The organism is Streptomyces sp. NPDC111516 (assembly GCF_055635345.1).
In genome coordinates, this window is record NZ_JBVKBV010000004.1 from 184,076 (window position 1) to 205,454 (window position 21,379).

Annotated in this window: 23 protein-coding genes; 15 read left to right on the forward strand and 8 right to left on the reverse strand. The window is 69.3% G+C overall.

The genetic code is table 11. The features are described from left to right. Positions 1-85 precede the first annotated feature (85 nt). The 9 genes from map to truA all read left to right on the forward strand — a co-directional run bounded on the left by map (position 86) and on the right by truA (position 6,022). Positions 86-922: a type I methionyl aminopeptidase gene (map, locus tag ACZ7L9_RS11155; RefSeq protein ID WP_471414352.1), complete on the forward strand. Its 837-nt coding sequence runs from the start codon at positions 86-88 to the stop codon at positions 920-922. 172 nt (positions 923-1,094) lie between these two features. Beyond that, positions 1,095-1,316, forward strand: a complete 222-nt coding sequence (gene infA / locus ACZ7L9_RS11160; protein ID WP_003956442.1) for a translation initiation factor IF-1 — start codon at positions 1,095-1,097, stop codon at positions 1,314-1,316. A 60-nt stretch (positions 1,317-1,376) separates the two neighbouring features. Further along, complete coding sequence (gene rpmJ, locus ACZ7L9_RS11165; protein ID WP_003956441.1) at positions 1,377-1,490, forward strand: 50S ribosomal protein L36; 114 nt, start codon at positions 1,377-1,379, stop codon at positions 1,488-1,490. Positions 1,491-1,684: 194 nt separating this feature from the next. Further along, positions 1,685-2,065, forward strand: coding sequence for a 30S ribosomal protein S13 (gene rpsM, locus ACZ7L9_RS11170; protein ID WP_018519286.1), 381 nt, complete (start codon positions 1,685-1,687; stop codon positions 2,063-2,065). 105 nt (positions 2,066-2,170) lie between these two features. After that, complete coding sequence (gene rpsK, locus ACZ7L9_RS11175; RefSeq protein WP_003956432.1) at positions 2,171-2,575, forward strand: 30S ribosomal protein S11; 405 nt, start codon at positions 2,171-2,173, stop codon at positions 2,573-2,575. Positions 2,576-2,605: 30 nt separating this feature from the next. Further along, on the forward strand, positions 2,606-3,232 hold the full coding sequence (gene rpsD / locus ACZ7L9_RS11180) for a 30S ribosomal protein S4 (protein WP_093897256.1): 627 nt from the start codon (positions 2,606-2,608) through the stop codon (positions 3,230-3,232). 106 nt (positions 3,233-3,338) lie between these two features. Beyond that, positions 3,339-4,361, forward strand: a complete 1,023-nt coding sequence (locus ACZ7L9_RS11185; RefSeq protein ID WP_003966937.1) for a DNA-directed RNA polymerase subunit alpha — start codon at positions 3,339-3,341, stop codon at positions 4,359-4,361. 215 nt (positions 4,362-4,576) lie between these two features. Next, positions 4,577-5,080: a 50S ribosomal protein L17 gene (gene rplQ / locus ACZ7L9_RS11190; RefSeq protein WP_471414355.1), complete on the forward strand. Its 504-nt coding sequence runs from the start codon at positions 4,577-4,579 to the stop codon at positions 5,078-5,080. Between the two features lie 87 nt (positions 5,081-5,167). Next, positions 5,168-6,022 (forward strand): tRNA pseudouridine(38-40) synthase TruA, encoded by an 855-nt coding sequence (gene truA, locus ACZ7L9_RS11195; protein WP_471414357.1) that lies wholly within the window; start codon positions 5,168-5,170, stop codon positions 6,020-6,022. A 22-nt stretch (positions 6,023-6,044) separates the two neighbouring features. Here truA and ACZ7L9_RS11200 read toward each other — a convergent pair whose 3' ends face one another. Together ACZ7L9_RS11200 and ACZ7L9_RS11205 are read right to left on the reverse strand one after the other, a co-directional pair. Continuing rightward, complete coding sequence (locus ACZ7L9_RS11200) at positions 6,045-7,445, reverse strand: hypothetical protein (protein ID WP_471414359.1); 1,401 nt, start codon at positions 7,443-7,445, stop codon at positions 6,045-6,047. A 17-nt stretch (positions 7,446-7,462) separates the two neighbouring features. Then, complete coding sequence (locus ACZ7L9_RS11205; protein ID WP_471414361.1) at positions 7,463-8,314, reverse strand: hypothetical protein; 852 nt, start codon at positions 8,312-8,314, stop codon at positions 7,463-7,465. A 67-nt stretch (positions 8,315-8,381) separates the two neighbouring features. Between ACZ7L9_RS11205 and ACZ7L9_RS11210 the strand changes: the two genes are divergently transcribed. From ACZ7L9_RS11210 to glmM, 4 genes are all read left to right on the forward strand, one after another. Continuing rightward, entirely contained in the window at positions 8,382-10,001 is a 1,620-nt protein-coding gene (locus ACZ7L9_RS11210) for an ABC-F family ATP-binding cassette domain-containing protein (RefSeq protein WP_471414363.1), read from the forward strand. A gap of 289 nt (positions 10,002-10,290) precedes the next feature. Beyond that, a complete protein-coding gene (rplM, locus tag ACZ7L9_RS11215) occupies positions 10,291-10,734 on the forward strand; it encodes a 50S ribosomal protein L13 (protein ID WP_096625076.1) in 444 nt (147 codons plus the stop codon). 44 nt (positions 10,735-10,778) lie between these two features. Further along, the gene (rpsI, locus tag ACZ7L9_RS11220; protein WP_266747971.1) at positions 10,779-11,306 is read left to right on the forward strand and encodes a 30S ribosomal protein S9; all 528 of its coding nucleotides are present in this window, start codon (positions 10,779-10,781) and stop codon (positions 11,304-11,306) included. 231 nt (positions 11,307-11,537) lie between these two features. Further along, the gene (gene glmM / locus ACZ7L9_RS11225) at positions 11,538-12,896 is read left to right on the forward strand and encodes a phosphoglucosamine mutase (RefSeq protein ID WP_471414365.1); all 1,359 of its coding nucleotides are present in this window, start codon (positions 11,538-11,540) and stop codon (positions 12,894-12,896) included. Positions 12,897-13,086: 190 nt separating this feature from the next. Here glmM and ACZ7L9_RS11230 read toward each other — a convergent pair whose 3' ends face one another. The 6 genes from ACZ7L9_RS11230 to ACZ7L9_RS11255 all read right to left on the reverse strand — a co-directional run bounded on the left by ACZ7L9_RS11230 (position 13,087) and on the right by ACZ7L9_RS11255 (position 19,655). Next, positions 13,087-14,043, reverse strand: a complete 957-nt coding sequence (locus ACZ7L9_RS11230; protein WP_471414367.1) for a DUF389 domain-containing protein — start codon at positions 14,041-14,043, stop codon at positions 13,087-13,089. A gap of 59 nt (positions 14,044-14,102) precedes the next feature. Continuing rightward, the gene (gene coaA / locus ACZ7L9_RS11235; RefSeq protein WP_471414369.1) at positions 14,103-15,101 is read right to left on the reverse strand and encodes a type I pantothenate kinase; all 999 of its coding nucleotides are present in this window, start codon (positions 15,099-15,101) and stop codon (positions 14,103-14,105) included. A 178-nt stretch (positions 15,102-15,279) separates the two neighbouring features. Beyond that, the gene (locus tag ACZ7L9_RS11240) at positions 15,280-16,254 is read right to left on the reverse strand and encodes a CU044_5270 family protein (protein ID WP_471414370.1); all 975 of its coding nucleotides are present in this window, start codon (positions 16,252-16,254) and stop codon (positions 15,280-15,282) included. After that, the gene (locus tag ACZ7L9_RS11245) at positions 16,242-16,841 is read right to left on the reverse strand and encodes an RNA polymerase sigma factor (RefSeq protein ID WP_471414372.1); all 600 of its coding nucleotides are present in this window, start codon (positions 16,839-16,841) and stop codon (positions 16,242-16,244) included. Before ACZ7L9_RS11245 ends, ACZ7L9_RS11240 begins: the two co-directional genes overlap by 13 nt. 113 nt (positions 16,842-16,954) lie before the next feature. Beyond that, positions 16,955-18,703, reverse strand: coding sequence for a M16 family metallopeptidase (locus tag ACZ7L9_RS11250; RefSeq protein ID WP_471414374.1), 1,749 nt, complete (start codon positions 18,701-18,703; stop codon positions 16,955-16,957). Positions 18,704-18,707: 4 nt separating this feature from the next. Further along, a complete protein-coding gene (locus tag ACZ7L9_RS11255) occupies positions 18,708-19,655 on the reverse strand; it encodes a hypothetical protein (RefSeq protein WP_471414376.1) in 948 nt (315 codons plus the stop codon). A gap of 387 nt (positions 19,656-20,042) precedes the next feature. Between ACZ7L9_RS11255 and ACZ7L9_RS11260 the strand changes: the two genes are divergently transcribed. Both ACZ7L9_RS11260 and cseB read left to right on the forward strand, forming a co-directional pair. Then, positions 20,043-20,273 (forward strand): hypothetical protein, encoded by a 231-nt coding sequence (locus tag ACZ7L9_RS11260; protein WP_471414377.1) that lies wholly within the window; start codon positions 20,043-20,045, stop codon positions 20,271-20,273. 361 nt (positions 20,274-20,634) lie between these two features. Continuing rightward, complete coding sequence (gene cseB, locus ACZ7L9_RS11265; RefSeq protein WP_471414379.1) at positions 20,635-21,372, forward strand: two-component system response regulator CseB; 738 nt, start codon at positions 20,635-20,637, stop codon at positions 21,370-21,372. Positions 21,373-21,379: the final 7 nt, after the last annotated feature.

Here is a 21,379-nt window from a genome sequence, read left to right on the forward strand (position 1 = left end):
GCGCCGCGGCCGACTGTTTGCGCCGTATCGTTGGGTACGCCGCAGTCACCGTTCGATGCAGTCCGATGCAGAGAGGCGCCGTGCAATGGTGCAGATCAAGACCCCCGAGCAGATCGCGAAGATGCGTGAGGCGGGGCTGGTGGTCGCTGCCATTCACGCGGCCACCCGCGAGGCGGCGGTGCCCGGCGCCACGACGCTGGACCTGGACCGGGTCGCCCGCAAGGTGATCGCCGACCACGGTGCGAAGTCGAACTTCCTCGGTTACGGCGGGTTCCCCGCGACCATCTGCACCTCGGTCAACGAGATCGTCGTCCACGGCATCCCGGACGACAAGACCGTCCTCAAGGACGGCGACATCATCTCCATCGACGCCGGCGCGATCGTCGACGGCTGGCACGGCGACGCCGCGTACACGGCCTTCGTGGGCACCGGTCACGCTCCGGAGCTGATCGAGCTGTCGCGGGTGACGGAGGAGTCCATGTGGGCCGGTATCGCCGCGATGAAGGTGAACAACCGCCTCGTCGACATCTCGAAGGCGATCGAGTCCTACATCCGACGCCAGCCCCGCCCCGCCACCGGCAAGTACGGGATCATCGAGGACTACGGCGGCCACGGCATCGGTACGGAGATGCACATGGACCCGCATCTGCTGAACTACGTCGCGCGCAAGCGCGGCAAGGGCATCAAGCTCGTACCCGGTGTCTGCCTGGCGATCGAGCCGATGGTCTCCCTCGGTACGCCGCAGACCGAGGTGCTCCAGGACGACTGGACCGTGATCACGACGGACGGCACCTGGTCCTCCCACTGGGAGCACTCGATCGCCCTCACCGAGCAGGGCCCCCTGGTCCTGACCGCCCCCGACTGCGGCAAGGCGAAGCTGGCCCAGTACGGAATCGAGGCGGCGCCGGACCCCCTCGGCTGATATGACCCCCTTGTGGAGGTCTAAGGATCTCCCCGGGTGGGCAAACTTGACGGATTCGTCTTTTGGGGTCCGCTGACGTAGACTGACTCGTCGGCTCTCGTGCATCAGTGTGTCCACATGTCCACATGTGATGCGGAGAGGCGATCAAGGTAGCCGATTCGAAAGGCGAAGCGTGGCCAAGAAGCAAGGTGCCATCGAAATTGAGGGCACCGTGATCGAGTCCCTCCCGAACGCCATGTTCAAGGTGGAACTCCAGAACGGTCACAAGGTCCTCGCGCACATCAGCGGCAAGATGCGGATGCACTACATCCGAATCCTTCCGGATGACCGGGTCGTCGTGGAGCTCTCTCCGTACGACCTGACGCGTGGCCGGATCGTCTACCGCTACAAGTAGATCTTGCCTGCACCCCGCTTCGGCGCGGTGACGGCACTGACCCGGAGAACCTGACATCCCATGAAGGTCAAGCCGAGCGTCAAGAAGATCTGCGACAAGTGCAAGGTGATCCGTCGTCACGGTCGGGTCATGGTCATCTGCGACAACCTGCGCCACAAGCAGCGCCAGGGCTGACGCACGACCACCTGCATCTCGCAGTACTTCGCGCGACGCACGTAAAACGTACATACGCAGAGTCCGTCCAAGCTTCGGCTGACGACACCTCCGGCGGGGGCCGGGGACCCGGGCGTACCACCTCTCGTAACGAGAGGTCGGCGATCGGGAGCGGCACTGTGGAAGACCCCCGAAATAACAACTGGAGCCATTGAATGGCACGCGTTTCAGGTGTTGACATCCCGCGCGAAAAGCGCGTGGAGGTTGCCCTCACCTACGTCTTCGGTATCGGGCGCACCCGGTCCAAGGAGATTCTCGCCACCACGGGCGTGAACCCGAACACCCGCGTTCGCGACCTGGCCGAAGAGGACCTGGTCAAGATCCGCGAGTACGTGGACGCCAACCTCCGCACCGAGGGTGACCTCCGTCGCGAGATCCAGGCCGACATCCGCCGCAAGGTCGAGATCGGCTGCTACCAGGGCCTGCGTCACCGCCGCGGTCTGCCGGTCCACGGCCAGCGCACCAGCACGAACGCTCGTACCCGCAAGGGCCCGCGTCGCGCGATCGCCGGTAAGAAGAAGCCGGGCAAGAAGTAGTCCTCAGCGGACGCACTGCGGCCGGCCGGCCCACCGGTCATCCGCAGCAACCAGCGGTCTTCGCTGTAGGACCGATCACCTCCCCTCTCCATCTGGAGTCAAGACATGCCCCCCAAGGGTCGTCAGGGCGCAGCCAAGAAGGTGCGTCGCAAGGAAAAGAAGAACGTCGCTCACGGCCACGCGCACATCAAGAGCACGTTCAACAACACGATCGTCTCGATCACGGACCCCTCGGGCAACGTGATCTCCTGGGCCTCCGCCGGCCACGTCGGCTTCAAGGGCTCGCGCAAGTCCACCCCCTTCGCCGCGCAGATGGCCGCCGAGTCGGCCGCCCGCCGCGCGCAGGAGCACGGCATGCGCAAGGTTGACGTCTTCGTCAAGGGTCCGGGCTCCGGCCGCGAGACCGCGATCCGTTCGCTCCAGGCCACCGGCCTGGAGGTCGGCTCGATCCAGGACGTCACCCCCACTCCGCACAACGGATGCCGGCCGCCCAAGCGCCGTCGCGTCTGATCCGTCTGAAGCAACGGAGACAACTGGAAAATGGCGCGATACACCGGGGCCGACTGCAAGCGTTGCCGTCGGGAGAAGCAGAAGCTGTTCCTCAAGGGCAGCAAGTGCGAGAGCGCGAAGTGCCCGATCGAGATCCGTCCTTACCCCCCGGGTGAGCACGGACGCGGGCGCACCAAGGACAGCGAGTACCTTCTTCAGCTTCGTGAGAAGCAGAAGTGCTCGCGGATCTACGGTGTTCTTGAGCGGCAGTTCGTGAACTACTACAAGGAAGCGAACCAGAAGACCGGCAAGACCGGTGAGAACCTTCTGCGCATCCTTGAGACCCGCCTCGACAACGTGGTCTACCGGGCAGGCTTCGCCAAGTCCCGCGATCACGCCCGTCAGCTGGTGCGTCACGGACACATTGCCGTGAACGGCACGAAGACCGACATTCCGTCGGCCCGCGTCGCCGTGAACGACGTGATCGAGGTTCGCCAGAAGTCCAAGGCCCTGACCCCCTTCCAGGTGGCCCAGGCCGAGGCCGGCGAGCGCACCGTACCGGCGTGGCTCGAAGCCGTGCCGTCGACGATGCGGATCCTCGTGCACTCGCTGCCCGAGCGCCAGGTGATCGACACCCAGGTGCAGGAGCAGCTGATCGTCGAGCTCTACTCCAAGTAGGAGCTCGTGGGTCCGGGCGGTACGGCTCTTTAGGGTCGTGCCGCCCGTACCCTTGTCAGTATCTGGGGGCGTCAAATAGTGGGCGCCCACGACTGAAGGAACCAACATGCTTATCGCTCAGCGTCCGTCGCTGACCGAAGAGGTCGTTGACGAGTTCCGCTCCCGGTTCGTCATCGAGCCGCTGGAGCCGGGCTTCGGCTACACCCTCGGCAACTCTCTCCGCCGTACGCTCCTCTCCTCGATCCCCGGTGCCGCTGTCACCAGCATCCGGATCGACGGTGTCCTGCACGAGTTCACCACCGTGCCGGGCGTCAAGGAGGACGTCACCGACCTCATCCTCAACATCAAGCAGCTGGTCGTCTCCTCGGAGCACGACGAGCCGGTCGTGATGTACCTGCGCAAGCAGGGCCCCGGCCTGGTCACCGCTGCTGACATCGCCCCGCCGGCCGGTGTCGAGGTCCACAACCCGGACCTGGTCCTGGCCACGCTGAACGGCAAGGGCAAGCTGGAGATGGAGCTGACCGTCGAGCGCGGTCGCGGCTACGTCTCCGCCGTCCAGAACAAGCAGGTGGGCCAGGAGATCGGCCGTATCCCGGTCGACTCCATCTACTCGCCGGTGCTCAAGGTCACGTACAAGGTCGAGGCGACCCGTGTCGAGCAGCGCACCGACTTCGACAAGCTGATCGTCGACGTCGAGACCAAGCAGGCCATGCGTCCCCGTGACGCCATGGCTTCGGCCGGTAAGACCCTGGTCGAGCTGTTCGGTCTGGCGCGCGAGCTCAACATCGACGCCGAGGGCATCGACATGGGCCCGTCCCCGACGGACGCCGCGCTCGCCGCCGATCTGGCGCTGCCGATCGAGGAGCTGGAGCTCACGGTCCGTTCCTACAACTGCCTCAAGCGTGAGGGCATCCACTCCGTGGGTGAGCTCGTGGCTCGTTCCGAGGCAGACCTGCTCGACATCCGCAACTTCGGTGCGAAGTCGATCGACGAGGTCAAGGCGAAGCTGGCCGGTATGGGCCTCGCGCTCAAGGACAGCCCGCCCGGATTCGACCCGACGGCCGCGGCCGACGCCTTCGGCGCCGACGACGACGCGGACGCCGGTTTCGTGGAGACCGAGCAGTACTGAAACGCCTCCGGCCGGGGTGTCCGGGTTTTGTCGGGTGCCCCGGGCCGGGGTGAGGCTTTGCCCTCGAACGTCGGGCGGGCTTGATTTGGCCGATGGCTGGCTTCATCTGCCGGATTGATTTCCTGCTCGCCTCTTGATCTTCCATGTGGCGTCCGCCGCATGGGAACTGACACCGGTACCTGATACGGCCGGTGCAGCACACAAGGAGAAAAACCATGCCGAAGCCCGCCAAGGGTGCCCGTCTGGGCGGCAGCGCCGCGCACGAGAAGCTGCTTCTGAACAACCTCGCGAAGTCGCTGTTCGAGCACGGCCGCATCACCACGACCGAGGCCAAGGCCCGCCGCCTGCGTCCGGTTGCCGAGCGTTTCATCACCAAGGCGAAGAAGGGCGACATCCACAACCGTCGCCTGGTGCTGCAGTCGATCACGGACAAGAGCGTCGTCCACACGCTCTTCACCGAGATCGCCCCGCGGTACGAGAACCGCCCCGGTGGTTACACCCGCATCACCAAGATCGGCAACCGTCGTGGCGACAACGCCCCGATGGCGGTCATCGAGCTGGTCGAGGCGCTGACCGTGGCCCAGCAGGCCACCGGTGAGGCCGAGGCCGCCACGAAGCGTGCGGTCAAGGAAGACGCCCTCAAGAAGGACGAGGCTCCGGCCGAGGTCGTCGAGGACGCCAAGCCGGCCGAGGCCGACGTGGAGTCCAAGGACGCCTGAGCGTTCTGAGACCACTGGACGGGCCCGCATCACCCTTCGGGGCGGTGCGGGCCCGTTCCGTATGTACTGGCAGAAAAGGATCCTTCGGTGAGTGACGAAGTGGAGCCCGGCTCCGTGCGGCTGCGGCTGGACCTGGCGTACGACGGCAAGGACTTCTCCGGCTGGGCCAAGCAGACCTCCAGGCGGACCGTCCAGGGGGAGATCGAGGATGCGCTGCGGACCGTGACGCGGTCGTCGCGGACGTACGACCTGACCGTCGCCGGGCGTACCGACGCCGGGGTGCACGCCAGGGGACAGGTCGCCCATGTCGATCTGCCGGACGAGGTGTGGGCGGAGCACGCGGACAAGCTGCTGCGGCGGATGGCCGGGCGGATGGCGCCCGATGTGCGGATCTGGCGGATCGCCGAGGCGCCGGCCGGGTTCAATGCCCGGTTCTCGGCGCTGTGGCGCCGTTACGCGTACCGCGTCGCCGACCGTCCCGGTGGGGTGGATCCGCTGTTGCGCGGTCATGTGCTGTGGCACGACCGGCCGTTGGACGTCGACGCGATGAACGAGGCGGCGGCCCGGATGGTCGGGGAGCACGACTTCGCCGCGTACTGCAAGAAGCGCGAGGGCGCGACGACCATCCGTACGCTGCAGAAGCTGAGCTGGGTACGGGACGAGGCGTCAGGGATCCTGACGGCGACCGTGCAGGCCGATGCGTTCTGCCACAACATGGTGCGGGCACTGATCGGAGCGGCGCTGTTCGTCGGCGACGGGCGCCGTCCGGCCGAGTGGCCCGCGCAGGTGCTGGCGGCACAGGTGCGGGATCCCGGCGTGCACGTGGTGCGTCCGCACGGGCTGACGCTGGAGGAAGTGGCCTACCCCGCCGACGAGTTGCTGGCCGCACGCTCCAAGGAGGCGCGCAACATGCGCACCCTTCCCGGGGGCGGCTGCTGCTGAGAGCCGCGGGCGGGATTCCCGTTCACTCGGGGGCCGGGGACGTGGCGTTCCACTCGTGGGTGGCCAGCGGTCTGCCCTTGAGGAACAGGGTGAACCCACAGCGTTCGGGCGTACGGCGCAGGACCAGCGTGGGCCACTTCTCGCCCGTGGTGAAGTTGTCCGCCGCCGTGGTCAGCGGGTCCTCCGTGGACAGGACCGGGCGTTTGGCGGGCCGGGCCTCCGGGACGGCCTCGACGTAGGTGTGCGTGGCGGTCGCCGGGGCGGTGCGGAGCGAGACACCGCACATCAGTGCTGCCTGCGCCACGTCCGCCGGACGGGCCGCTGCTATCGCGACCGCGCACGGGGCGCCCGGTGCCCAGGCGGGGGTCGTGCGGGGCTGCGGGGGGCGGCCGAAGAACGGGGTCCGGGTCGCCACGTGGACACGGACGCCCGAACGGGTCTCCAGGAACTCCTGGCGCGGGTCGTCGCCGAAATACGCCCAGGGGTACTTCGTTGCATGGACGCCGATGGTGCGGAAGGCTTCCAGCCCTTCGTCCCAGCGCTCCGCACGCAGCAGCATCAGGGCCAGGTGGTTGCGGAAGCCCGCCGCCTCGTGGCTGCCCGGTTCGTACGCGCCCGAGAGGTCCAGGGCGCGGGTGACCGCCGCCGCGACGCGGGGCGCGTACGGGTCGGGGCCGGCCGGTGCGCCGGGGGAGGGGGACAGGACGGCGTACTCCAGCGCCGCGAACAGGGGCAGCGCGTGCAGTTTCGAACCGGGCGGGGCCGTATCGGCCGCGCTCTCGGCGAAGCCGAACATCTCCTCGTGCGAGCCGTGCCACTTGGCGCACAGGTACTGCAGGGCCGCGGCATGGCATCCGTAGTGGTGCGGGTCGCGCGCCAGAGCCTGCGCCCAGTAGCCGTCGAAGACCTCGCGCGGGGCCTGGCCGCCGACCGCGTGGATCAGGGCGATGCGCCACGGCACCGGGTCGGCGGGGTTGAGTTCGGCCGCTCTCCCGATCACCGGTGCCGCGTCCTCCAGCAGCGCGAAGAAGGCCTGGAACCGGTCGCGCGAGACATGCCCGGCGCGTTCCGCCGTACGGTTCTCCCAGGCCCGGCCGATACAGAGGTCCGCCCGGACCAGGGCCGCGTCCGGGTCCTCGGGGGATTCGGCCAGCCAGGCGTCCAGCCAGCCGGGGTTGTGCAGTGCGGCCTCGGCGAGCCGGGACACGTAACCGTCCCGCAGCTCCCACTGGGTGTGCTCACGGGTCGCGGCGAGCAGCTCGCGGGCGGGGCCGTGGTCGCCCTCGGCGGCCGAGGTCAGGGCGGTGCGGAGGGCGGCGTCCGGGGCGTCGAGGACGACGGCCTCGTCCGGCGGCAGGTCGGCCCCGATGGCCGCGCTGTGGCGCAGCACCCGGGGCAGGGCGAGCAGGAACGGAAGACGCACGAGATCCCCCGGGCGGATCAGCCGACGGGTGCGGTGGCCGCCGCCGAGGCCTGGAGTTCGCCGCGGTGGCGGATCTGACGGAACGTGAAGTTCGTCAGATCGTCCCCGGTGGCGTAGGCGTTCTTGTCGGCCGTGGTGACGTTCTTGCCGCTGGTGTACCCGGTGATGGCGAAGTACGCGTAGCGACCGTAGGAGTTGGCGGTACGGCGGCACACCGATCCGGGGGGACAGAAGGCCGGGACACCCGCGCCGCTCAGGGGGGTGATGCTGCCGCCGGCCTGCTGGGCCGCCCTCTTGGCCTGCGCCTCCGTCCCGAAGACCGCGAGGCCGACGGTGACGGCGACGCCGTCCCTGCTGTACGTGGCCCGGATGACCTGGTCGCAGCCGTTGTTGACGAGGACCGAGCCGAGTGCGCCCTTGGTGGTCGCAGCGCAGCTCTTCGTCTGCTGGGTCGCGCCCTTGACGTAGACGCGGTCGCCCATCGTCAGCTTCTTGCCGGGGAAGAACTCGTCGACGGTGATCGGCGCCCGGTCCTTCTTGACGTCGGATATGTAGTCCTTCGGGTCCGGCGGGGGCGGCGGTGCCACCGAGGAGAAGGACGGCTCCGGCTCGGCGGTGCTGCTCGGCAGGTCGGTCGGTGCCGGGAGCTCGCTCGCGTTCTTGGCGGTGCCCGTGGAGCCGTGGTTGCTGGTCGAGACGACCGCCGTCGCCACGATCGCGCCGACCACCGCGGTGGCGAGCACGCCGCCGCCGATCAGCAGCCATTTCTTGCGGCGGTTGCGCGCGGCGGACTCGTCGGCCAGCGCTGCCCAGTCCGGAGTCTGTGTGCCCCCGGGCCCCCAGGAGGGCCCCCCTTGCCCAAAGCTCATGCGGCGAATCCTAGACGGAACACAAACCGGTTGGGCCAGGGCTTCGCGGCCAGTGACAATGCTGGGCATGGGACATCTTGAAGCGGGCCATCTGGAGTACTACCTACCGGACGGGCGGGTGCTGCTCGGCGATGCTTCGTTCCGGGTCGCGGACGGGGCCGTGGTCGCCCTCGTGGGGGCGAACGGCGCCGGAAAGACCACGTTGCTGAGGCTGCTCGCCGGGGAGCTCCAGCCGCACGGCGGTTCGGTGTCGGTGAGCGGCGGGCTAGGGGTGATGCGGCAGTTCGTGGGCTCCGTGCGGGACGAGCGTACGGTCCGGGATCTGCTGGTCTCCGTCGCCCAGCCCCGGATCCGGGAGGCGGCGCTGGCCGTCGACAAGGCCGAGGAGCTGATCCTCACGGTCGACGACGAGGCCGCGCAGATGACGTACGCGCAGGCCTTGAGCGACTGGGCGGAGGCCCGCGGGTACGAGGCCGAGACGGTGTGGGACATGTGCACCACGGCCGCGCTCGGCGTCCCGTACGAGAAGGCGCAGTGGCGCGACGTGCGCACGCTGTCCGGTGGTGAGCAGAAGCGGCTGGTGCTGGAGGCGCTGCTGCGCGGGCCGGACGAGGTGCTGCTGCTCGACGAGCCGGACAACTATCTCGACGTCCCCGGGAAGCGGTGGCTGGAGGAGAAGCTGAAGGAGACCCGTAAGACGGTCCTCTTCGTCTCCCACGACCGGGAGCTGCTGTCCAGGGCCGCCGAGAAGATCGTCAGTGTCGAGCCGAGTCCGGCGGGCAGCGACGTGTGGGTGCACGGCGCCGGCTTCGATACGTACCACCAGGCCCGCAAGGACCGGTTCGCCCGGTTCGAGGAGCTGCTGCGGCGCTGGGAGGAGGAGCACGCCCGGCTGAAGGCGCTGGTCCACCGGCTGCGGCAGCAGGCGGCGATCAGCCCCGACATGGCGTCCCGCTACCGGGCGATGCAGACCCGCTTCAAGAAGTTCGAGGACGCCGGACCTCCGCCGGAGCCGCCGCGTGAGCAGGACATCAGGATGCGGCTGCGCGGCGGCCGTACCGGCGTGCGGGCGGTGACCTGCAAGGGCCTGGAACTGACCGGGCTGATGAAACCGTTCGACCTGGAGATCTTCTACGGGGAACGGGTAGCCGTCCTCGGCTCGAACGGCTCGGGGAAGTCCCACTTCCTGCGGCTGCTCGCGGGCGAGCCGGTGGCGCACGCGGGGGAGTGGAAGCTCGGGGCGCGCGTCGTACCGGGACACTTCGCGCAGACGCACGCCCATCCGGAGCTGCTGGGTCACACGCTCGTCGAGATCCTGTGGACCGAGCACGCCAAGGACCGGGGCGGGGCGATGTCCGTACTGCGCCGGTACGAGCTGGAGCGGCAGGGCGACCAGCCGTTCGAGAAGCTGTCCGGCGGGCAGCAGGCGCGGTTCCAGATCCTGCTTCTGGAGCTGGCGGGCACGACCGCGCTGCTGCTGGACGAGCCGACGGACAACCTGGACCTGGAGTCGGCGGAGGCCCTGCAGGACGGTCTTGAGGCGTACGACGGGACGGTGCTGGCCGTCACGCACGACCGCTGGTTCGCGAAGTCCTTCGACCGGTACCTGGTGTTCGGCTCGGACGGTGTCGTACGGGAGACGGCGGAGCCGGTGTGGGACGAGCGGCGGGTGGAGCGGGCGCGGTGACGCGGTTGCGCCACGGTGCGGGGTGCGCCTTGTCCGGGTGGGTGGGGGTGGTGCCCGCCCGAGGGCCACGCGTTTTGACCCGTCCGGGGCGGGGCGGGTAGTCTCGTTGATTGTTATGCGTATTGGCTTCGTCGTTCTCACGCGTAGGGCCCTTACGTAGGTTCTCTGGAGCAGTTACCAGTGGTTCGCATACGGGCAGCGTCCCCGGCACTGTGAGCCCCAGCTGCATGATCGCTTCAGAGGTGCCATGTGTCTGGACCCCATCCACTGAAGAAGCGAAGGCTACGAAGTGCGTACGTACAGCCCCAAGCCCGGCGATGTGACGCGCCAGTGGCACATCATTGACGCGCAGGACATCGTCCTGGGTCGTCTCGCCACCACGGCTGCGAACCTCCTCCGCGGCAAGCACAAGGCGATCTACGCCCCCCACATGGACATGGGCGACTTCGTCATCATCATCAACGCCGAGAAGGTTCACCTCTCCGGCAACAAGAAGACCCAGAAGATGGCGTACCGCCACTCCGGGTTCCCGGGTGGTCTCCGCTCCGTCCGTTACGACGAGCTGCTCTCGAAGAACCCCGAGAAGGCTGTCGAGAAGGCCATCAAGGGCATGATCCCCAAGAACAGCCTGGGCCGTCAGATGCTCTCGAAGCTCAAGGTCTACGCGGGCGACCAGCACCCGCACGCTGCTCAGCAGCCGGTCCCGTTCGAGATCACCCAGGTCGCGCAGTAGTTCCGGCCTCCCCCTAAGACCAAAAGAAAGATCTGAGGAGAATCGTGGCCGAGACCACTGTTGAGAACCCCGTCGAGGGCGTCGAGGGCGAAGAGGTTTTCGCCGAGGTGACCACCTTCGAGTCCGAGGTTCCCGTCGAGGGCGAGTACACCAGCGAGTCGCTGGCGTCGCGCTTCGGCGAGCCGCAGCCTGCCGCCGGCCTTGGCCGTCGGAAGAACGCCATTGCCCGCGTCCGGATCGTTCCGGGCACCGGCAAGTGGAAGATCAACGGTCGCACCCTTGAGGACTACTTCCCCAACAAGGTGCACCAGCAGGAAGTCAACGAGCCCTTCAAGGTGCTCGAGCTCGACAACCGCTACGACGTCATCGCCCGCATCTCGGGTGGCGGCGTCTCCGGTCAGGCCGGCGCCCTGCGCCTCGGCGTGGCCCGTGCGCTGAACGAGGCGGACGTGGACAACAACCGCGCCCCGCTGAAGAAGGCCGGCTTCCTCTCCCGCGACGACCGTGCGGTCGAGCGCAAGAAGGCCGGTCTCAAGAAGGCCCGTAAGGCCCCGCAGTACAGCAAGCGCTAAACCGCCTGCTCATCTGCGTTACACGTTCGCCCCGGCGGCACATCTCGTGCTTGCCGGGGCGTTCGTCTATCGGCACCCTCGGGCGTATAACGACATAAGACGTTCATACGCCTACTTGCTCGCGTGCGTACTCACGTAGCGCTGCGGTGCTGGTCTGCCTTGCTTCCATTTTGCTTGGCTTTGGCTTGTTTGTTTTGTTTTGCGGTTTCGGAGCATCTTCGGAGGACACCAGTGGGACGACTCTTCGGCACGGACGGTGTGCGCGGTGTCGCCAACGCGGATCTGACGGCTGAGCTGGCGCTCGGTCTGTCGGTCGCTGCGGCGCATGTGCTTGCCGAGGCGGGCACCTTCGAGGGGCATCGGCCGACAGCGGTGGTGGGACGTGACCCCCGTGCGTCCGGAGAGTTCCTGGAGGCCGCGGTCGTGGCAGGCCTCGCCAGCGCGGGCGTGGACGTCCTGCGGGTCGGTGTGCTGCCCACCCCCGCGGTGGCGCACCTCACCGGCGCGTTGGGCGCCGACCTCGGTGTGATGCTCTCCGCCAGCCACAACGCCATGCCGGACAACGGTGTCAAGTTCTTCGCCCGTGGCGGCCACAAGCTCGCCGACGAGCTGGAGGACCGGATCGAGACGGTCTACGAGCAGCACCGCACCGGCGAGCCCTGGGCGCGGCCCACGGGCGCCGGCGTGGGCCGGGTCACCGACTACGCCGAGGGCTTCGACCGGTACGTCTCCCACCTGATCACCGTCCTCCCGAACCGGCTCGACGGACTGAAGGTCGTTCTCGACGAGGCGCACGGCGCGGCCTCCCGGGTCTCGCCCGAGGCCTTCGCGCGGGCCGGTGCCGAGGTGATCACGATCGGCGCCGCGCCGGACGGTCTGAACATCAACGACGGCTGCGGCTCCACCCACCTGGAGCTGCTGAAGGCCGCCGTCGTCGAGCACGGCGCCGACCTCGGCATCGCGCACGACGGCGACGCCGACCGCTGCCTCGCCGTGGACGCCACCGGCGAGGAGGTCGACGGCGACCAGATCCTCGCCGTGCTCGCCCTCGCCATGCGCGAGGCCGGGAAGCTGCGCAAGGACACCGTGGTCGGTACGGTCATGTCCAATCTCGGCTTCAAGATGGCGATGGAGCGGGAGGGCATCCAGCTCGTCCAGACCGCCGTCGGCGACCGTTACGTACTGGAGTCGATGAAGGCCGAGGGGTACGCCCTGGGCGGCGAGCAGTCCGGCCATGTCATCGTCCTGGACCACGCCACGACCGGTGACGGCACGCTGACCGGCCTGCTGCTGGCGGCCCGCGTCGCCGCCACCGGCCGTACGCTCGCCGAGCTGGCCGGGGTCATGCAGCGGCTGCCGCAGCTGCTGATCAACGTCCGCGACGTCGACAAGTCCCGGGTCGACACCTCCCCGGAGCTGTCCGCGGCGGTCGCGGAGGCCGAGCGCGAGCTGGGCTCCACCGGACGCGTACTGCTGCGCCAGTCGGGCACGGAGCCGCTGGTACGGGTCATGGTCGAGGCGGCCGACATCGAGCAGGCACGGACGGTCGCCGAGCGGCTGGCCGACGTGGTGAAGTCGGCACTGGGCTAGGGTTTTTCGTTTGGATCAGGCGGGATCAGGGCCGGACGGACAGGGCGGGACGTCCGGCGTGGTGCATCGCGCGGCGCCGGAGCGGCCTGGGCCATGTCCGGCCCTGATCCGCCGACAGGCCGTGTCCCGACTCTGATCGACCGACAGGCCCTGGTCGGGGACGCTCCGTTGTTCGCCGGGCGGGCTCGCGTTATTTGCCGGACGGGCTTGCTGCGGGGCCCGTCCGGCGGCGGTGGTTCGCCCAGAGGGCCTTCTGGACCAGGAGCGTCAGCGTTCCCGCGGCCACGATTCCGCCGAGGTTCGCCAGCAACTGGGCCGTGGAGCCCCACATCTGGCCGTAGTCGCTGTAGCTGAACGCCACCGCCGCATTGGCCGCGGCCGGCACGGTGGTCACCGAGATGGCGACCCCGATCAAAGCCCCGGACTTCGCCGACGTGAGCGAGAGCGTCCCGGCGATCCCGGCCAGGAACGCCACCACGAACGACAGCGGGTCCGGCTTCCAGATGAACGACGTATTGGGCCGGTCCGCCTCGATCATCGAGCGGGTGAACAGCCCGACGGCGTCCATCAGCCAGGCGAACCCGGCGGTCAGCACCATCGCGACGGCGAAGCCGCCGATCAGCGCCACCAGCGACCGCCACACCAGCCGCGGGGCCCGCTGCACCAGGGCCGTGGAGATCCCGGCCAGCGGCCCGAACTCCGGGCCGACCGCCATCGCGCCCACGATCAGGATCGCGTTGTCGAGCATCACACCGCAGGCGGCGAGCATCGTAGCGACCGCGAGGAACGCCACATAGGTGACGCTGAACGTCGACTCCTCGTGGGTCGCCTCCGTCAGCTCCTCCCACAGCACCGCGTCCGCGCCCTCGCCCGGCGCCTCCTCCTCGGCCTTGTCGGCGTGCGCGGAGAGCGTCAGGTCCAGGTTCTCGACAGTGATCGAACCGGACTTGTCGATGCCGAGCCCGCGCAGCACCGAGATCACCTCGTCGCCCGCCTCGCGCGCCACGTCGCACATCACCACGTCACCCGCCGGGTCGCGGGCGACCCCGGGCATCACCACGAGATGCGTCGTACCGACGGTGCTCTCCAGCACGTGCACCACCTCGTCCGTACGGTCGGCGGGGACGATCAGGCGCAGATGCAGCACGCGACGGGCTCCTCGTGGTCGGGATGATCGGAGGGGTGAGGGGTGATCAGCAGGGTGTTTCAGAGCTTGCGCAGGGACAACCGCTGGACCTTGTGGTCCGGCCCCTTGCGCAGCACCAGAGTGGCACGCCCCCGGGTGGGCGCGACGTTCTCCACCAGATTGGGCTTGTTGATCGTCCGCCACATCGTCGCTGCGTACTCCATGGCCTCCTCCTCGGAGACCTGGGTGTACTTGCGGAAGTACGAGAACGGGTTCTGGAACGCCGTCTCGCGCAGCTTCCGGAACCGGTTGAGATACCAGGTCTCGATGTCCTCGGTCCGTGCGTCCACGTACACGCTGAAGTCGAAGTAGTCGGCGAGCCCGACCCTGGTCCGCCCGTCCTTGCCGGGCATCGCGGGCTGCAGCACGTTCAGCCCCTCGACGATCAGGATGTCGGGGCGCCGTACAGTGAGCCGCTCGCCCGGCACGATGTCGTAGATCAGGTGTGAGTAGACGGGCGCCGTCACCTCGTCCTTGCCGGCCTTGATGTCGGCGACGAAACGGGTCAGGGCCCGCCGGTCGTACGACTCGGGGAACCCCTTGCGCGACATCAGCCCGCGCGCCTGGAGCTCCTTCATCGGCAGCAGGAACCCGTCGGTGGTGACGAGTTCGACGCGGGGGTGCTCGGGCCAGCGGGCCAGCAGCGCCTGGAGGATGCGGGCACTGGTGGACTTGCCGACCGCGACACTGCCCGCGACCCCGATGACGAACGGGGTGCCGCGCTGCGCGCCGTGCCCGTTGCCCGCGTCCCCGAGGAAGGTGTTCAGGGCGCCGCGCAGGCCCGAGGTGGCCTGGACGTAGAGGTTGAGGAGCCGGGAGAGCGGCAGGTAGACGTCCCGTACTTCGTCGAGGTCGATGACGTCCCCGAGCCCGCGCAGCTGCTCCACCTCGTCGGCGGTCAGCGGCAACGGCGTCTTGTCGCGCAGGGCGCTCCATTCGGCGCGCGACAGATCGACGTACGGCGTCGCCGCGTGTTCCGCGCGTCGGGGGGTGCTGCTTCGTGGCGGCGAAGTGATCACATGTTCATTGTTGCGGGAGTTCTGACGGAGCGGGGGGTGGGGTGGGTCACGTGGGGTCCGGCGGGCGGTGGCAGGCAGGGGTCCGGTGTCCGCACCCCTGTGGCGGACACCGGACCCGGTTCCCGGCCGCGCCCACACGAGCCCGTGCCCGGCTGCCGGGTCCGGGCTCCCGGTCGTGTCAGGGTTTCTCGCCCTTGGCGTCGACGACGGCGGCCTCGACCCGGGCTTCGCTCAGCGTGATCTGACCGGCCTTGAACTTCTCCGGCGGTAGTTTCGTCTTGCCGGAGGAGAGCTGGAGCGTGTAGTCCTCGGTGACCACGAACCGCTGTCCGGCGTAGCCGAAGGTGGTCGGGTCGATGAGGATCTCGCGTTGCTGGTGCGTGCCGTCCTCCTTCCGGGTGATGGCGATGACCTCGCGCCCGGCCGCGTCCTTCACCAGGTGGTCGGTGACATGGACACCGGGGACGGTGGCCAGGGCCCGGTAGATCCGGGCGAGGGCGGCCGGTGCGATCGGATAGGCCTCGACCATCAGCCCCATCGCGCGGAAGCTGTGCACGGCCTCGGGCTCGGGCAGGCTTTCGGCGGTGTGGCCCGTCGGATAGAACGAACGGACCTCCGCCAGCAGCCGCGCCGGATCGGCGGGCAGCTCATTGGCGGCCCGGTAGACCTGGCGGGCCGTGCGGTAGTCGTCGTCCTTCCCGTTTTTGGCCGCGGCGGAGTTGTCGTACGGGACCCAGTTGTCGGGGGCGTAGGAGAAGCGGCCGAATCCTGAGCCCTCCGGCTGGGCCATCACCGTCTTCGTGAAGATCCACTGGTCGTCGCGCGGCTCCGGGGCGGCCCGCTGCTTCTCCAACGCGTCGGCGGCCCGGTTCAGCACTTCGGCGGGGCTGTCCAGCCGCAGGGTGCCGGTCGTCGAGGCGGGGCCGGAGCGGTCGGGGGCGGCGGCGTCGACGAGCTGGGCGCCGAGCACGGCCGCCACGGTGATCGCCGCGGCGGCACCGAACGCGGTGAGACGCCAGTCCGCCCGCAGCCGGCGGACACCGCGTCGCGCGGCTGCGGCCTCGGTGAGCCGTTGCCGGCCCGCGGCGAGTGCGGAGCGGTCCGGGACGGGTGCGTCGGCGCGCAGTTCGCGCAGCGTGGTCATTTCGTCCATGACGGGGTCAGCTCCATGGCGTCAGGTGTGAACGAGGGGTCCAGGCTGAGCGCTTCACGTACCTTGCGGCGGGCGCGATTGAGCCGGGACCGCACGGTGCCGAGAGGGATGCCGAGCGCCTCGGCGACCTCCTGGTATCCGAGGTCGGCCCAGGCGACGAGCAGCAGCACATGGCGGTCGCCGGGCGAGAGCGAGGCGAGCGCCCCGGCCAGCGGCGCCTGGGCGGCGATCCGGTCGTCGCAGCGGTCGCTCCAGGACGCGGCCACCGGGTCCTGACCGGTACGTGCCAGGGCCCGCAGCCCCCTCACCTCACTGCGCCGCTGCTTGCCGATGAGATTCGCGGCGATGCCGTACAGCCAGGGGCGGGCGTTGCGATGCGCGCGGTCGTAGCGGTGCCGGGAGCGGAAGGCGATGAGAAAGGTCTCCGCCGTGATGTCGTCCGCCGCTCCCTCCCCGAGGCGGCGGGCGGCATAGCGGTGGATGTCCGGGGCATGGCGGTCGTAGAGGCCGGCGAAGATCTCGGGGTGCTCCAGCGACTGCGCGACGACCTCGGCATCGTCGTCGGGGCTGGCCGGCGGTCCGGTCACATCGGCTCCTGGGGCTCGGGTGTGAGTGTGTCACCCCGTGTTGCCCGCAGGGCCCGGAAAGGTTCACGGACCCGGATACGGAGGGCCGTGGCCCGGAATCCGCCGCGGCACCGTCAGCCGCCCCGCTTGCGGCGGCCCCTGCGCAGGGCGATGAGCAGGGCCAGCGGTGGAACGATCAGCAGCCAGATGATGACGATCGTGCCCGGGTCCGGGTTCGGTTCGTCCAGCTCCATGAACATGGCCACGGTGGCGATCAGCCCCCAGATCGCCGTCGCGATGCCGGACAGCCAGATGAGGACGGTCCGGGCCAGCCGTGCGCCCTTGGTCTGCGGTGTGCCGCCCGGGCGGCCGCCGTGCCGCTCGGGGCGGGGGATGCGGTCCGGGGCGCGGGGCGGCATGGGGATCACCGCCGAGGACGGTACGCCCGCGTCGATCAAGGCCAGGCGGCTCGGCGTGAGGTCCTTGAAGAGCGTGGGCTCGACGCGGATCTGGAAGCCGTCGAGGCCCGTGAGGTGGCGGCCGCCGTCCGGGTGGACGAGCAGGGCCGCGCACGCGTCGTACCGGATGACGACCGTGCCGGAGGCGGTGGCCAGGGACACGGCCTCGGGGGACACCGTCAGCAGGACGGAGTCGTCCTCCAGCGAACGGTGCCGGGTGCCCGCGCTCGTCGCGGTCCAGGAGGACCATTGGGGGGCCTCGGTGAACCCGGCCCAGTCGGCGCCCCGGCCGGGGACCTGGAGCAGTGCCGTGGCGTGCAGCTCTCGGGCGACCTCGCGCAGGTCGTCGAGGGTGACGGCGGCGAGTTCGGCCCGGTGCTCGTCCGGAGTGAGGTTGCGATGCCCGGTCAACAGGTTCAGGGCGTACGAGGGCAGCCGGGACGCGCCGGCGTCCGGAGCGTCGAACTGCTTGAGGAACTTGGCGCGGGCCGAGTCGAGTTCGGACTGTTCGATGCTGCCGGCCCGCAGGCGGGCCAGCGCGTCGACGAAGCCGCCGACCACCGCGCCGTGCTTCTTCGGGAGCGCGTCGGCGAAGGCGGTGATGGTCGCGACGTCGTTGTCGCGGGGGCTGTATCCGGCGTCGGCGGTGTACGAGTAGCCGCCCTTCTGGCGCAGGTCCGTGAAGAGCGCGCGGCTGAGCACCTCCGCGAAGAGCGTCGCCGCCGTCGAGCGCCGGACGATGCCGTCCAGGACGACGCCGCCGCTGTCGCCCGTGATGTACGCGGGCGTGACGGGCAGCGCAGATGTCGCGGCGGGCAGCGGCTGCGGCGTGCCTGCCGGCAGGGCGAGGTCGAGGCCCTCCGGCACGGTGTCGGCGGTGATCCACAGCACGGCGTTGTCACGGGTGAAGCGGGTGCGCGCCCAGTCGCGTACGGAATCGGCGGTCAGATGCCAGGTGCCGAGTTCGGCGTAACTGCTGAGCCCGTAGCCCTGGGCGCCGTAACGCCACAGCGGCAGCTGGTGGTTGGGGCCGACGCGGCGGCCCGCCGCCTCGGTGCGCAGGATCTCGCGCTCGGTCTCCAGCCGCTCCATCGGCAGATCGCGCAGGGCCGCGCAGACACCGTTGAGGTAGGTGGTGACCTCCTCCGGCGTGCCGGTGACGTGGAAGAGCGTGTACGTGGCGGCGGTGGCGCCGTTGTAGTGCAGGTCGGACAGCCCGTGGCGGTGCAGCGCGAGATGTTCGACGAGGTGTGTGATGCCGGAGGTGGCGAGGGTCTCGTCGGCGGCTCCGACGCGGAAGAAGAGGCCTGCGGTGACCGGGCCGGGGGCCGCGGCGAGCACCGTACGGATGCCGTCGACCGCGGTCTCGCGGATGTCCGGGCCGGGGGCCGTGGCGGGTCTGTGCTCGGAGATTTCCTGGGACATCGGCTCAGCCCTTCGACAGTGCGGTCTTGCGGTGCTTGAGGAACTGGACCTCTTTGTCACCGGTGTAATCCCAGGGCGAAGCGGTGGCCTTGTTGCCGAGGGTGCGGAAGAACGGCGCGGCCTCGCGGTGGTGGCCGCCCAGGCTCAGCGCCCCGGCGAAGTCGTTGTGGTCGCCGACCCAGTGGAAACCGGGCCGGTAGTCGGGGTGCTGTACGGAGAGGGCAGCGGCGGCCAGGATCTCGTCCCGGACCTCCGTCGAGCGCAGATGGTCGCTGTGGCCGTCCCCGGCAGTGTCCAGCCAGCGTTCCAGGTGCAGTTCGGCGACGAGCCGACCCGCGTGGCTGCCCGGGGGCGCCGCTTCCAGACAGGCGCGGGCGAATCCGTGCGCCTCCTCCCAGCTGCCGCCCCACTTGGGGCACAGCTGCTGAAGCAGGAGGGTCTGCCCGTGGATGTGGTGCGGGTGGTGCTCGGCCAGCCGGTCGTATCGCCGCCGCGCCTCGCTCTGTCCGAGTTCGAGCCCTCGTGCGGTGGTCAGCCGGGTCGCCCAGGCCAGTGCGTACGTGGGGTGCTCGGCGCACACCTCGATGAGCAGCTTCTCGGCGCGCCGCAGCCATTCGTGGAACTGCCGGAACTGGTCGCGCGAGACGTGTTCGGCGCGGTAGGAGCTGCGGATCTCCCAGCCGACACTGATGTACCGGATGGCCAGCAGAGTTCGGGCGAGGGCGGAACCGGGGAGCTCGGCGACGGCCCGCTCCAGAAAACGTTCGGAGGAGCTGAGTTCGTAGAAGAGGCCTGCGGCGATCGCCCGGTCGTCCTCGTGGTCGAGGAAGTCGAAGTACGCCTCGGTGGCCGCCCAGTCATCGTTGCGTACGGCGGTCCGGAGATCCGCGAGCGAGGGGATGTTGACGCACGGGTCGAATTCCGCGCGTATCGGGGGAGCGGTGGGAGACATGACAGTCCTCGGAGCGGACGTGACCGGCTGCCGTACGGGCTCGGTGTTCCGAGTGAGCGTGGGCGTGCAGGTGGGACGGAAAGAAAGCGGTCAGGCGGATGTGTGTGCGTGGGGTGCACGCGAAGAGAACGCAGATTAGCAGTCCGTACTGACAGCGAGACATCGACTTCCGTGGGCCGGGACGGGACCGCCCATGGCTACTCCGTGAGCGACATCCCGCTCCAGGGCCCCGACAACCCCGAGGGCGTACCGCAGTCGGTCTGACCCGTTGCCGGCGATGTACGCGTGCCGACCGCCCCGGCCCACGGCGCCACCGTCCATGCCAACCGGCGCGTGGTCACCGGTTTTTACGTGGCGGCGCCGACAGGGATGCGGCACAGTCCGGACATGCCCGCGCCTTCCGGATTCAGTTGCGAGACCCACACCGACGGCACAGTCGTCATCACACACCGCGGCCGCAAGGCCACCACTCTGCGCGGCGACCGCGCCGCACGGTTCGCCGCCGAGGTGACCTCCGGCGACGCCCAGGCCGTCATGGCCCGCTGGACCGGCGCCTACAAGTTCGGCAACGAACGCACCGCCCGCAACCATCCGAGAAACCGGCGACGTCGCGGCTGACGCATCCGCCGGGTGGCGCGAGGGGGCACGTCCCGCGGCCGGTCCTGCCGGTCCTGTCCGGGCGGGTTTTGTATCCGGTGGGTATCAGAGAGCGCTTGGTTGCCCATCGAATCGGTGCGCCGGTCCATGACTCACGGGCCCGCAGGAAGCTGGAATGCCGTGGTTTCGCCAGGTGTCCTGGCCGGTGTCGTCCGGTCCGACCTGGCGATTTGCGGATAGGAGAGGCTGCAGGGAGGTGCTGCGTGTCCCGCTGTGCGACGCGGTCGCCGTGTCCGGTGTCTGCCGTATCGTTCCTTTCAGGTCGCCGGCTGTGCGTGCAGCCGGCTGATGTCCGGACCGTCCGAACAGGAGTCATCCACCCGTGTCCTCGTCCGCCCCGGCCGGGGGCTCCTCGCGCTCTGTTCGTGTGTTGCTGGTGGAGGACGACGAGCTGATGCGCCGGTCCTTCACCGTCGCCCTGGAGCGCTACGGCTACGAGATGAAGGCCGCGGCCGACGGTCTTGCGGGTCTTGAGCTCTTCCGGGACGAGGAGTTCGACCTGCTGATTCTGGATGTGATGCTGCCCGCTCTGGACGGGATCGGCCTGTGCCGCAGAGTCCGGGAGACCAGCCTGGTGCCCGTTCTGATGATGTCCGCACGCGGCGACGGGCTCGATGTCGTCGCCGGTCTGGAAGCTGGAGCGGACGACTACGTGGTCAAGCCCGTGGACACGTACGTGCTGGTGGCACGCATCCGCTCGCTGCTGAGGCGGGCGACCTACGCGCCCACTCCGGGGCCCGAACAGGCCGCGGGCGGGAGGCCGCCGTCCGAGACGGAGGTGCTGGTCTTCGGGGACCTGACCATCGATACCGCCGGCATGGAGGTGTTCGTCTCCGGAAGTCCGGTGGCGCTGACCCCGACAGAACTGAAGCTGCTCCTTGAGTTCGCCGCCAGTCCGGGCGTCGTGCTGGAGCGGCACACCCTGCTGCGTGACGTGTGGGACTACGGCTGGGACGGCGACAGCCGGGTCGTGGACCTGTGTGTGCAGCGGCTGCGCAGGAAGGTGGGCCGGGACAGGATCGAGACGGTCCGCGGCTTCGGCTACAAGCTCAGGCGCTGAGAGCGGT